At 63.4% G+C, this 13,161-nt stretch carries 9 protein-coding genes; 5 read left to right on the top strand and 4 right to left on the bottom strand.

Annotation, left to right across the window (positions count from 1 at the left end; all coding sequences use genetic code 11):
• Positions 1 to 88 precede the first annotated feature (88 nt).
• From cobS to ACN0SW_RS01715, 4 genes are all read left to right on the top strand, one after another.
• Positions 89 to 1,075: a cobaltochelatase subunit CobS gene (gene cobS / locus ACN0SW_RS01730; RefSeq protein WP_417726156.1), complete on the top strand. Its 987-nt coding sequence runs from the start codon at positions 89 to 91 to the stop codon at positions 1,073 to 1,075.
• A gap of 26 nt (positions 1,076 to 1,101) precedes the next feature.
• Positions 1,102 to 2,979 (top strand): cobaltochelatase subunit CobT, encoded by a 1,878-nt coding sequence (gene cobT / locus ACN0SW_RS01725; RefSeq protein ID WP_417726155.1) that lies wholly within the window; start codon positions 1,102 to 1,104, stop codon positions 2,977 to 2,979.
• A 133-nt stretch (positions 2,980 to 3,112) separates the two neighbouring features.
• On the top strand, positions 3,113 to 4,915 hold the full coding sequence (locus tag ACN0SW_RS01720; RefSeq protein ID WP_417726154.1) for an aminopeptidase P family protein: 1,803 nt from the start codon (positions 3,113 to 3,115) through the stop codon (positions 4,913 to 4,915).
• Between the two features lie 64 nt (positions 4,916 to 4,979).
• On the top strand, positions 4,980 to 5,321 hold the full coding sequence (locus ACN0SW_RS01715; protein ID WP_417726153.1) for a DUF427 domain-containing protein: 342 nt from the start codon (positions 4,980 to 4,982) through the stop codon (positions 5,319 to 5,321).
• A gap of 6 nt (positions 5,322 to 5,327) precedes the next feature.
• Here ACN0SW_RS01715 and ACN0SW_RS01710 read toward each other — a convergent pair whose 3' ends face one another.
• A complete protein-coding gene (locus tag ACN0SW_RS01710; RefSeq protein WP_417726152.1) occupies positions 5,328 to 7,016 on the bottom strand; it encodes a chloride channel protein in 1,689 nt (562 codons plus the stop codon).
• Between the two features lie 88 nt (positions 7,017 to 7,104).
• Here ACN0SW_RS01710 and ACN0SW_RS01705 point away from each other — a divergent pair, with 88 nt between their 5' ends.
• Complete coding sequence (locus ACN0SW_RS01705; RefSeq protein ID WP_417726151.1) at positions 7,105 to 8,481, top strand: FAD-binding oxidoreductase; 1,377 nt, start codon at positions 7,105 to 7,107, stop codon at positions 8,479 to 8,481.
• 72 nt (positions 8,482 to 8,553) lie between these two features.
• Here ACN0SW_RS01705 and recN read toward each other — a convergent pair whose 3' ends face one another.
• The 3 genes from recN to ftsZ form a co-directional block, all read right to left on the bottom strand.
• On the bottom strand, positions 8,554 to 10,203 hold the full coding sequence (gene recN, locus ACN0SW_RS01700) for a DNA repair protein RecN (protein ID WP_417726150.1): 1,650 nt from the start codon (positions 10,201 to 10,203) through the stop codon (positions 8,554 to 8,556).
• Between the two features lie 39 nt (positions 10,204 to 10,242).
• Positions 10,243 to 11,091 carry an outer membrane protein assembly factor BamD gene (locus ACN0SW_RS01695; RefSeq protein WP_417726149.1) on the bottom strand — a complete coding sequence of 283 codons (849 nt, stop codon included), beginning with the start codon at positions 11,089 to 11,091 and terminating at the stop codon, positions 10,243 to 10,245.
• Between the two features lie 346 nt (positions 11,092 to 11,437).
• Complete coding sequence (ftsZ, locus tag ACN0SW_RS01690) at positions 11,438 to 13,039, bottom strand: cell division protein FtsZ (protein ID WP_417726148.1); 1,602 nt, start codon at positions 13,037 to 13,039, stop codon at positions 11,438 to 11,440.
• Positions 13,040 to 13,161 lie beyond the last annotated feature (122 nt).

The raw sequence follows: 13,161 nt of genomic DNA, 5'->3' as shown, positions 1-13,161 counted from the left end.
AGCGCAATCTTGCCCCTTCCTCTTGCCCTCTGCTGCGATATGTTGCACGACGATACCTGAGAAACGACCCGATTGAAGGACCGGCGCAATGGCAGACGGAATGATGGACATCAACGCAAAACCGACCGAGGAAATCTCCGTCCGTGAAACCTTCGGGATCGACACCGACATGATCGTCAAGGGGTTTGCGACCCGCACCGACCGCGTGCCGGAATTCGACTCGACCTACAAGTTCGACCCCGACACCACATTGGCAATCCTTGCGGGGTTTTCCCACAACCGCCGCGTGATGATCCAAGGCTATCACGGCACCGGCAAATCGACCCATATCGAACAGGTCGCCGCCCGCCTCAACTGGCCCTGCGTGCGCGTCAACCTCGATAGCCACATCAGCCGGATCGACCTCATCGGCAAGGACGCGATCAAACTGCGCGACGGCGTGCAGGTCACGGAATTCCACGAAGGCATCCTGCCTTGGGCGCTGCGTAACCCCACCGCCATCGTGTTCGACGAATACGATGCCGGTCGCGCCGACGTGATGTTCGTGATCCAGCGCGTGCTTGAGGCAGACGGCAAGCTGACGCTGCTCGACCAGAACGAGGTGATCTCGCCCAACCCCTATTTCCGCCTCTTCGCCACGGCCAACACCGTGGGTCTGGGCGACACAACCGGGCTCTATCACGGCACGCAGCAAATCAATCAGGGCCAGATGGACCGCTGGTCGCTCGTGGCCACGCTCAACTATCTCAGCCACGACGCCGAAACCGCCATCGTTCTGGCCAAGAACCCGCTCTACAATACCGCAGACGGGCGCAAGACCATCAGCCGCATGGTGACGGTCGCGGATCTCTCGCGCACCGCCTTCATGAATGGCGAGCTTTCGACCGTGATGAGCCCGCGCACCGTGATCGCATGGGCGCAGAACGCCACCATCTTCCGCAACGTGGGCTACGCCTTCCGGCTGACCTTCCTCAACAAATGCGATGAGCTGGAGCGCCAGACCGTGGCCGAATTCTACCAGCGCTGCTTTGACGAAGAACTGCCCGAGAGTGCTGCGAATGTGAAAGTGCGATAAGCCCGCTGGGCGTCAGGGATACCCCGATGAACAAACCCACCGACAACCCCGCCGATCCGTTCAAGAAGGCGCTCGCCAACGCCACCAAGGTGATGGCGGACGATTCCGAACTGACGATCAGCTATTCGGTGGACCCGAGCGGTCTCTCGGGCGAGGCGATGCGCCTGCCGCAGGTGTCGCGCCGCATGTCACGCGAAGAGGTGCTGCTCGCGCGCGGCACCGCCGATGCGTTGGCCTTGCGCCACAAATTCCACGACGCCAGCACCCATGCCCGCTACGCCCCCCCCGGCGAGATGGCGCGCGACCTCTACGAGGCGATGGAAACCGCACGATGTGAGGCGGTGGGCGCCCGCGACATGCCCGGCACCGCCACTAATATCGACGCCAAGATCGCGCAGGACGCAAGCCGTCTGGGGTTCGAGCGGATCACCTCGACCGCCGATGCGCCCCTGCCCGCCGCCGCCGGATACCTCATCCGCCACCTCGCCACGGGCCGCGATATGCCCGCAGGCGCGCAAAACGTGATGAACCTCTGGCGCGGCTTCATCGAGGAACAGGCGGGCGGCACGCTTGATGCGCTTCAGGACACACTCGCCGATCAGACCGCTTTTGCCAAATTCGCCCGCCGGATCATCGAAGATCTGGGGTACGGCGATCAGCTGGGCGACGATCCTGACAGCATGGACGACGACCAGCAGGACGAGGCCGAAGACTCAGGCGAAGAGCAGGAAGAGCCCGACAGCACCGGTCAGGACGACAGCGACGAGACCGAGGCCGAGGCCGATCCCGAACGCTCTCAGGACGAACAGCAGGACGCGGCACAGGCTCAGGTCAGCTCAGAAGATTTGGCCGACGAGGACATGCAGGACGAAACCGAGCTGCCCGAGGGCGAAGCCCCGCTCGAGCCGCCCGCGCCCCACCCCGTCTCCGATGCCGATCCCAATTACACGGTCTACAACGCCGATTTCGACGAAGAAATTCGCGCCGAGGATCTGGCCGACCCGGTCGAGCTGGAACGCCTGCGCGCCTATCTCGATCAGCAGTTGGAGCCGCTCAAGGGCGCGGTCAGCCGCCTTGCCAACAAACTGCAGCGCCGCCTTCAGGCTCAGCAGAGCCGCTCTTGGGAATTCGACCGCGAAGAGGGCATTCTTGACGCAGGCCGCCTTGCGCGCGTCGTGGCCAATCCCACCACGCCGCTCAGCTTCAAGGTGGAAAAGGATACCGAATTCCGCGACACGATGGTGACGCTGCTTCTGGACAATTCCGGCTCGATGCGCGGCCGCCCGATCTCCATCGCCGCCATCTGCGCCGATGTACTGGCGCGCACACTGGAACGCTGCTCGGTCAAGGTCGAAATCCTCGGCTTTACCACCCGCGCGTGGAAAGGCGGCCAAAGCCGCGAGAAATGGCTGGCCGAAGGCCGCCCGCAATTGCCCGGCCGCCTCAATGACCTGCGCCACATCGTCTACAAATCCGCCGACGCGCCCATGCGCCGGACCCGCGACAATCTTGGTCTGATGATGAAAGAGGGGCTGCTCAAGGAAAACATCGACGGCGAGGCGCTCGAATGGGCGCATCGCCGCATGGTCGCCCGCAAGGAGGCCCGCAAGATCCTGATGGTGATCTCCGACGGCGCGCCGGTCGATGACAGCACGCTCAGCGTCAATCCCGCCAATTACCTGGAAAAGCACCTGCGCGATGTGATCGCCATGGTCGAGCGCCGCAAACAGGTCGAACTTTTGGCCATCGGCATCGGCCATGACGTCACCCGCTATTACCAGCGCGCCGTGACCATCACCGACGCCGACCAACTGGCGGGGGCGATGACCGAACAATTGGCCGCGCTCTTTGACAGTGACCCGCGCGCCCGCGCCCGCGTCATGGGCATTCGCCGCGCGGGCTGACGCGACCTTTCATCTGGCCCGCAATACCTGGGGGGGGGCGCTGCATGCAGCGCCGGGGGCAGCGCCCCCTCCCCCGTTGACAATCCACGCGCGCCCGAGGATTTCTTGGGCCATCCGCCCCGCAGGAGAGAGCATGTTTCAGTCCTTCACCGAAGCCGCCCGCCCCGACCAAGGCCCGCCTCGGCTCGCCGCCCTGCGCCGTGCCATGGCCGGTGCCGGACTGGCGGGCTGGCTCGTCCCCCGCGCCGATGCCCATCAGGGCGAATATGTTGCCGCCTGCGATGACCGGCTCGCCTGGCTCACCGGCTTTACCGGCTCTGCCGGGTTTTGCGCGGCCCTGACGGATGTGGCGGGCGTGTTTGTCGACGGACGCTACCGGGTGCAGGTTCGCGCACAGGTCGACACCGGCCATTTCACCCCGGTCAACTGGCCCGACACCCGCCTTGGCCCATGGCTGAAAGAGCATTTGCCAGAGGGTGGCGCAGTGGGCTTTGATCCTTGGCTTTACACGCCCGAACAGATTGACACCCTGACCGAGGCCCTCTCCGGCAGCGGCATCCGCCTTGTTCCGCTAGACAACCTGATTGATGCGATCTGGCCTGACCGCCCGGCACCACCACAGGGGGCCATCACGCCTTGGCCTGATACCCTCGCCGGGGCAAGCCATATGGACAAACGCGTGAATCTGGCCGCCTCTCTGCGCGCAGCGGGGCAAAAATCGGCGGTTATCACCCTCACCGATTCCATCGCATGGCTCCTCAATATCCGGGGCCGCGACATTCCCCGCAACCCGGTGGCGCAGGGCTTTGCCATTGTGCACGACGCCGGACATACCACGCTCTTCACCGATCCCGCCAAGCTTGACGCGGCAGCCCGGTCGCATCTGGGTGAGGCAGTCACGATCGCCCCACCTGACGCTTTTGAGGCGGCTCTCGCCGTCCTCATCGGTCCGGTGCGCCTTGATCGCGCCAATGTGCCCCTGCGCGTGGTGCAGGTGCTCGAGGCCGCCAACGTCGCCCATCAATGGGGCACCGATCCCTGCATCCTGCCCAAGGCCCGCAAAACCCCGGCCGAGATCGCCGCCACCCGCAAGGCGCATCTGCGCGACGGGGCGGCGATGTGCGAATTCCTCGCGTGGTTCGACAACCAGCCGCCCGGCACACTCACCGAAATCGACGTGGTGCGCCAGCTTGAGAATTGTCGCGCCGCCACCGGCCAACTCATCGACATCAGTTTCGATACGATCGCGGGGTCCGGCCCCAACGGCGCGCTGCCACATTACCGCGTGAGTGAGGCCAGCAACCGGACCCTTATAGAGGGCGACCTTCTGGTGCTCGACAGCGGCGCGCAATATCTCGATGGCACCACCGATATCACCCGCACCCTGCCCGTGGGCCCCCCCGGCGCGGACGAACGCGCCGCCTTCACCCGTGTGTTGCAGGGCATGATTGCGATCTCCCGCCTGCGGTTTCCGCGTGGCCTCGCGGGGCGGGATCTCGACGCCATCGCGCGTTATCCGCTCTGGCTGGCGGATCAGGATTACGCCCATGGCACTGGCCACGGCGTTGGCGTGCATCTTTGTGTGCACGAAGGTCCGCAGCGCCTCTCGCGCCTCTCGGACGTACCGCTTGAGCCCGGCATGATTCTATCCAATGAACCGGGCTATTACCGCGAAGGGGCGTTTGGCATTCGGATCGAGAATCTGATCGTCGTGACCGCGCTGGACCCGTTGCCGGGCGGCGACGCGGCCACGCAGTTTGGGTTCGAAACACTGACCTATACGCCGATAGATACCCGCCTGATCGCCCCCGAACTGCTTACCAAACCCGAACGCGACTGGCTGGAGACCTATCATACCGCCTGCCGCGACAAGATAGGCCCTCTGCTTTCGGCTCCGGCACGGCTATGGTTGGATAAAGTAACGCAGACAAGCTGACATATTCCTGTTAGGTTCTGGCGTCAGACAAAAAATCAAGATCAAGACAACAAGGGGATGGACAATGGCACGTATCACGATTCGCAAGGCCGAAGGCACATGGACAGTCCGCGCCGGTGGCGCCGTTCTGGGCGAAAGCCGCAATGCGCTGGAACTGACCGAGGGGGATTATCCCTTTGTGATCTATTTCCCGCGCGCGGATATCGCCATGGCCTTTCTCGATGAGAGCGAACAAACCAGCCACTGCCCCCACAAGGGCGACGCGCGGTTTTTCTCGATCATCACCAAGAGCCAGACGTTGGAAAACGCTGCATGGAGCTATGAGGTGGTCAAACCAGAGGCCGCCGCAATCAAGGATCACATCGCATTTTACGCCACCGACGCCGTGACCATCGAACGGGTCTGACACGCCTCAACTATGCTCTTCCTCAGACACCGCTGCCAGCGCGCGATTATAGGCCTTGAGCGCATCTACATGAAACAGCGCGCCCGACAGTTCGGGCGGCTGATCCCCACCTGAGAGTGTCACCACCGGCACAAAGGGCACGCCTGCCCGCTCGAAGATCGGCATCGCTGCCTCAAGTGTGGCCGTCGCGTCCAGATATACACCCTGCTCGATCAAGGACCAGCATTGCGCCTCATCGGCGGCCTGCGCGTGGTCGGGCAGGCGCATCACCTTGGACACCCGGAACATCCCCAGCAAGTAATCCTGCGGCCCCGCCGCCAGCCGAACTCCCCGTCGCATCAGCTGCGTCAGAAAGAACGACCGCCGCACCAGCTTTGAACCAAGCGCGGTCGAGGTCGAGACCGCCACCATCACCGCCAGCCCCGTCTGCCAGTCGCCCGTCAACTCAAACACGATCATCGTTGTGGAAATGGGCGCGCCCAGCACCGCTGCCGCCACTGCCCCCATACCTGCCAGCGCATAAAGCGTATGCGCGCCCGACAAATCCGGCAGGATAGCCGTTGCAACATGGCCAAATGCCAACCCGGTCAGCGCCCCAACCATAAGCGAGGGTGAAAACACGCCTCCGCCCATGCGCCCGCCAATGGTGATTGCCACCGCGACAACCTTGAGTACCGCAAAAACCGCCGCCTCATGCCACAAGAGCTTGCCGGTCAACGCCGCCGAAGTGGTCTCATAGCCCACCCCGATGATATGCGGAAACCAGATCGCCAAAAGACCCAGCAACAGCCCGGCTCCCGCTGGACGCAACCAGCGCGGCAATCCCAGCCGCATCTGCATATGCCCCGCCACATCCTCGGCCAAAAAGATCGCCCGCATCAACGCTGCGGCCACCACGCCACACAATAACCCCAGAATAAGAAAGGCCGGCAATTCGGCATAGAATTCCAACGCGCTGGCCTCGGGCAGGCTGAACTCGGTCACGCCGCCGAATTCAAGGCGGTTGATCACCGTTCCCGCAACGCTGGCAATGGCAATGGGCGCAAAGGCATGCACCGCGAAATGCCGGAGCACCACCTCAAGCGCAAAGAGCGCACCGGCAATGGGCGCATTGAACGAGGCTGACACCGCCGCAGCCACTGCACAGCCCAACAGATCGCGCCCGGTGACACCATCGGCATGAATACGCTCACTCACCCAAGACGAAATCACCCCGGCCAGATGCACCACCGGCCCTTCACGCCCGGATGATCCGCCCGTCCCCAGCGTGATCAGCGAGGCCGCCGCCGAGGCAAGCCCCTCACGCAGCTCGACCCGCCCCTCATAGAGAGCGGCCCCCTCGATTACATCCGCGACCGCTCGTACCCGGCCATCCGGCGTGAACCAATGCAGGATCAGTCCAACAACAAGGCCCCCCACCACCGGAAGCGCCAAAATCCAGTACCACGGCAAGTGTTCGGCAAAACTATGCAACCGGGCCACGTCTTCGGTGCCATAGACCAGCCCTTGCAATATGGTGATCCCTTTGCGGAACAACAGCGCCGCGAGGCCTGCAGCAATGCCAATGACCAAAGCGATCAGCCAGAACTGAAACTGGCTCGGACCGCGCCTGCGCAGCACGCTCCACCCGTCGCGCAGGCTCTCGCCCATGCCCCGGCGCAACTGGCCCAAAAAGGACGGCTCGTCCGCCTGCATGATCTCCCCTTCGCGCGACGTCCGCGCGCTTTCGCATCTCTTCAGCCTGGCCTAAAGTAAGCGCATGCTCACGTCAGAAAGCTCCCCCATGGACACACCAAGCGCAATTGCCGATCTCCTCTCCTGTCTAGGCCAACAAGTGACCCTGTCCAAGTCAGATCTTGACCTGCATGGTCAGAGCGAATCGTATTTCCCCCTCAGCCCCCCCGATGCCGTGGTCTATCCCGAAACGACAGAACAGGTGGCGCAGATCGTAAACATCTGCGCCCGTCACCGCGTGCCGGTTGTGGCATGGGGCACCGGCACCTCGCTCGAAGGACAGGCGCAGGCTTTTCAGGGGGGAATCGTGGTGGATTTCGCCCGGATGAATCAAGTGCTCGACATCGCACAGGCCGATATGACAGCGCGGGTGCAGCCGGGTGTGACCCGCGAGGCGCTCAATGACGCGTTGCGCGCAACCGGCTTGTTCTTCCCGGTCGATCCCGGCGCCAATGCCTCGCTGGGGGGCATGGCCTCGACCCGCGCCAGTGGCACCACGGCGGTGCGCTATGGCACCATGCGCGACAATGTTCTGGCCCTCGAAGTGGTCACCGCCTCGGGCGAGGTGATCCGCACCGGCACGGGCGCACGCAAATCCTCGTCGGGTTATGATCTCACCGGGCTTTTCGTCGGTGCCGAGGGCACGCTGGGGCTGATCACCGAACTCACCCTGCGCCTTTCGGGCCAACCCGAGGCGATCTCCTCTGCCGTTTGCGCCTTCAACACCGTGGCGGACGCCGTCGCAACTGTGATCGACACCATCCAATGCGGCATTCCCATGGCCCGGATTGAACTGATGGACACCGAGAGCGTGCGCGCCGTCAACGCCTATTCCAACATGAAACTGGCCGAGAAACCGCATCTCCTGCTGGAATTCCACGGCACCAGCAGCAGCGTAGCAGAACAGGCCGAAAGCTTTGGCGCACTTGCCGCCGATCACCACGGCTCGGGGTTTGACTGGGCCACACAAACCGAGGCCCGCAGCGCACTCTGGACCATGCGCCACAATGCCTATTACGCCATCCTCAGCCAGCGTCCGGGCGCGCAGGCCATCGTCACCGACATCTGCGTGCCCATCTCCAGACTGGCCGAGGCGATCGAAGAAACCCGCAACGATCTGGCACAAGCAGGCGTGCCGGGTCCGATTCTGGGCCATGTCGGCGACGGCAATTTTCACGCAATCCTGCTGGTGGATACCAGCATCCCAGACGAACTGGCCGCCGCCAAAGCCGCCTCCGATCGCATGGTCGCACGCGCCTTGGCCCTTGGCGGCACAGTAACCGGCGAGCACGGCATCGGTGTGGGAAAACTGGGCTATATGCAGCGCGAACATGGGCAAGGCTGGGCCATGATGGGGGCTATCAAACAGGCCCTTGACCCCCTCAACATCCTCAACCCCGGCAAGATGGTGCCGCCACGCAACTGAACCGCCCTATTCATCTGGCCCAAAATACCTCGGGGGAGTCGGCCAGAGGCCGACGGGGGCAGCGCCCCCCGCTCACCCCTCCATCAGTGCTTCGGCGGCGGCCCGCGCCTCGGGCGTGATCCGCTCGCCCGAGAGCATGCGCGCGATCTCGTCCACCCGGTCGGTCCCCTGCATCGCCCGCACGGTCGAGAGTGTGTCACCCCCGTCGATCCGCTTTTCCACCCGCCAGTGATGCGCGCCCCGTGCTGCCACTTGCGGCGAATGCGTGACCACCAGAACCTGCCCTCCGGACGCGAGTTGCGCCAGCCTCCGGCCCACCGCATCCGCCGTGGCTCCGCCCACGCCCCGGTCGATCTCGTCGAAAATCATCGTCACGCCACGCTCCGTGCCGGTCAGACAGACCTTGAGCGCCAGCAGAAACCGGCTCAACTCCCCGCCAGAGGCAATCTTGCCCAACGGCCCCGAGGGCGCGCCGGGATTGGTCGCAACGCGAAACACCACCTCATCGTGCCCCGTGGCTCCCGGTTCGGCAGGTTTGATATCGGTGGTGAACACCGCCCGCTCCATCTTGAGCGGGGCCAGCTCGGCCATCACCGCCCGGTCCAGATTTGCCGCCGCTGCGACGCGCGCCGCACTCAATGCCTCGGCCGCGCTGGCATATGCGCGCTCGGCCGCGTCCAATGCCGCCACCAAGCCGCGCATATCCGCATCGCCCCGGTCCAGCGCCGCCAACTGTTCGTGCAAATTCTCGGCAAACCCCGCCAGATCATCGGGCAAAACCCCATGCTTGCGCGCGAGGGCACGTATCGCAAACAGCCGCTCTTCGGTCTCTTCCAACTCCAGCGGATCGAAATTCAGCGCCTCAAGGCACCGCAGCACACCGCGCCCCGCCTCGTCCAGTTCCACCAGCGCCCGGCCTATCGCCGCCACCGCTTCGTCCAATTGCCCCTCGATCTTATCCGCCGCCGCTTCAAGCCAACGCAGGGCATCGCCCGCCGCCCCCTCTGCCCCGTTGAGACCCAAAGCTTCGGCGGCCTTGGCGATATCCCCTCGGATACGCTCCGCGCCCTGCATCATCCGGCGGCGGGCGTCCAATTCCGCCTCTTCGCCGGGCTGCGGATCGAGCGCATCCAGTTCCGCCACGGCATGGCGTAAAAACTCTTCCTCGGCGCGCAGCGCCGCCTGCGCCGCCTCTGCCGCATCTCGTGCCTTGCGCCGTGCCGCCATGTCCCGCCACGCGGTGCGCACCGCGTCGCGCATGGTGATCAGATTACCGTAATCATCCAGCAAATCACGGTGCCCCTTGGGATCCAGCAAGCCGCGATCATCCTGCTGCCCGTGCAATTCGACCAACACATCCGACAATTGCCGCAGCACCTCGCCCGACACCCGCCGGTCGTTCACCCATGCGGTTTTGCGTCCATCCACGGAATTGACCCGGCGCAGGATCAGCGCATCGTCCTCAGGCAGGCCCGCCTCGCGCAACACCGCACGCGCCGGATGCTCCGGGCTCAGATCAAACTCGGCAATCACTTCGCCCTGATCGGCGCCTTTTCGGACCAATTCGGCCCTCCCCCGCCAGCCCAGCACAAACCCCAGACTGTCAAGAAGAATCGATTTTCCCGCTCCGGTTTCGCCCGTCAGCACATTAAGCCCCGGCTGAAACACAAGCTCCAGCCGGTCAATGATCAGCATGTCCCGGATTTCAAGCGCGCGCAGCATCAGGCCAACCCGTCGGGCAGGGTGCTCCCCCGCCCCCCCTTATAGCCAGCGACCCTTGATGGTCTGACGATAAATCTGCTGCAACCAGCCATCTCCGGCCGCCTCCAGCGTATAGCCGCGCCCGGTCAACAGCTTGTAGCTGTCCTCATACCAGTCCGTCCCTTGGAAGTTATGCCCAAGGATCGCCCCGGCGGTGCGCGCCTCATTCACAAGGCCCAGTGACAGATAGGACTCGACCAACCGGTGCAGCGCCTCGGCGGTATGGGTCGTCGTCTGGAAATCCTCAACCACCACCCGGAACCGGTTTGCGGCAGCGGCAAAATTGTCGCGTTTGAGGTAATAACGCCCGATCTCCATCTCCTTAGAGGCCAGATGATCAAAGGCCAGATCGAATTTCAGAATGGAAGAATTGGCATATTCACTGTCAGGATAGCGCTCGATCACCTCACGCAACGCCTGCAAGGCCTGAAAGGTCAGGCCCTGATCGCGCCCGACCTCATCGATCTGGTCGTAATAGCTCAGCGCCAGCAAATACTGCGCATAGGCTGCATCTTCATCGGTGGGATAAAAGTCGATGAAACGCTGCGCAGCCGAACGGCTTTCCTCATACTGCTTGGCCTGATGATGGGCATAGGCTTGCATGATCACGGCGCGCTTGGCCAGATCCGAATAGGGATACAGCCGCTCAACCTCGGCAAAGTTCGTGGCGGCCAGTTCCGGGTCGCGCTGCGCGAGGTCATACTCGCCGCGCTCGAAAATCTGCTGCGCGGTGTAATTCTCGTAATCGACAGTTCCACGTTCAACGCTTTGCTTTTGACCACAGCCCGCAATTGCGATGGCCACAGCAAGGGCTCCGAACAGCCTGGCCCGGGACGTGCCGATTCTCATGCGCGATCTCACTCTCAGTTACGAAAACGCAGGGCATTTCGCCCGCATGGTTTCGGTCCTAGCATATTAATTTGCGGTGCAAAACGCCTTTGGCGCATTTAGCGGGGGCGATCTCAGGCGACATGCAAAATTCCACCGAGATACGCAGCCGACGCCCGCGCTTGCAGACCTCTGCCGAGGAAGCGACAGATCCATTGCTCCACCGCCTTCGCTCATCATCACGGGCAATTCTCAGCCGCTGGAGGCGCGGCGACTGCCTGCTTCAGCGGTATATTCCGCCCCGCGCTGATAAGATCGAAAAAGCCGCCGGTTAGGGCGGCTTTTCCAGAAATCGCTCGGATCAGGTTCAGTTCGCCTGACGACGCAGAAACGCTGGTATCTCGATTTGCTCATCTTCGTCATGCGCGCGCGCCGGGGCTTGCTGCGGCTGCGCGCTGCCCATCGTGGGTTGCTGACGCGACGGGCGCGGAGCGGCCTGCGACCGATCTGCCTCAGGCGCGGCATGCCCGGTCATCCGGTTGATCAGCGAGTTGATCCCAAAGCGCGGACGCTCTTCCGGGGCCCGCGCCTCGGGTTCGGGGCGGCGCTGTTGCGGCTGCACCGGGACGCGCCCAACTGCGGCCTGCAAACGCTGCAATGCCTCAGGCGAAGGCGTGCCGGGGGCCGGGGCGCGCGGGGCAACATAGGCCTCCAGCTCCTCTTCCTCGTCATAGGCACTGCCCGCAAATTCTTCGACGCGCGGCTGATAGGCCGGGGGCGGCAGATCATCTTCTGCGATTTCTTCCTCAAAGATGTCTTCCATCTGATCTTCGGCGGCGGCGCGCTGCGCCTCCATTGCGCCAAAGAGCGACGGCTCAGGCTCGGCCACGCGGGCGGCAACCGGTGCCGGCTCAGGCTGCGCAACGGGGACCTCGGCGCTGACCTGCTGCTTGAGCGGCTGCGCCATCGACCGGCGCGGCACAGGCAGATCGGCGGCGACTTGGCTCACGTCGATGCCGGTGGCCACAACACTCACACGGATCGACCCTTCCATCGACGGATCAAGCGTGGAGCCCACGATGATATTGGCATCTGGATCGACTTCTTCGCGGATCCGGTTTGCGGCCTCGTCCAATTCAAACAGCGTCAGGTCATGCCCACCCGTGATGTTGATCAGCACCCCCTTGGCCCCGCGCAGGCTGATTTCATCCAAGAGCGGGTTGGCAATCGCCTTTTCGGCGGCCTGAATGGCGCGATCTTCACCGCTGTCCTCGCCAGTGCCCATCATCGCCTTGCCCATTTCGTCCATGACGGCGCGCACATCGGCGAAATCAAGGTTGATCAGGCCGGGGCGCACCATCAGATCGGTCACCCCCTTGACGCCCTGATAGAGCACGTCGTCAGCCATGCTGAACGCCTCGGTAAAGGTGGTCTTTTCATTGGCCAGACGGAACAGGTTCTGGTTGGGAATGATGATCAGCGTATCGACCATCTTTTGCAGCGCCTCAACGCCTTCCTCGGCCTGTCGCATGCGCTTTGCGCCTTCGAACTGGAACGGCTTGGTGACAACACCGACCGTCAGCACACCCAATTCCCGTGCGGCCTGCGCGATGATCGGTGCGGCCCCGGTGCCGGTGCCGCCACCCATGCCAGCGGTGATAAAGCACATATGCGCGCCCGCAAGATGATCGACGATCTGCTCGATACTCTCTTCCGCAGCAGCAGCGCCCACAGAGGCGCGCGCCCCTGCCCCCAGACCCTCAGTCACCTTGACGCCCAGCTGAATTCGGCTCTCTGCATTGCTCTGGCTCAGCGCCTGCGCATCAGTATTGGCCACCACGAAATCCACACCATCGAGACGCTTCTCGATCATGTTGTTCACGGCGTTGCCACCTGCCCCACCCACACCGAAAACGGTGATACGGGGCTTCAGCTCGTCATGTCCGGGCATAGTGAGGTTGAGTGTCATAGCTTGTCCGCCTGTCCTGATGCCCACATTCGCGGGCTGTTTTCCGCCTAATTGGCTCCATTCTTACCGATGGTTGGCCCAATCGTCACCTAAAAAACACTATATGGCCACTAAATATGGCC

Source organism: Roseovarius sp., from assembly GCF_048262375.1.
Lineage (GTDB): Bacteria > Pseudomonadota > Alphaproteobacteria > Rhodobacterales > Rhodobacteraceae > Roseovarius.
Note: the sequence above shows the minus strand (reverse complement) of the source record. Positions and strands in the feature narration are given on the sequence as shown.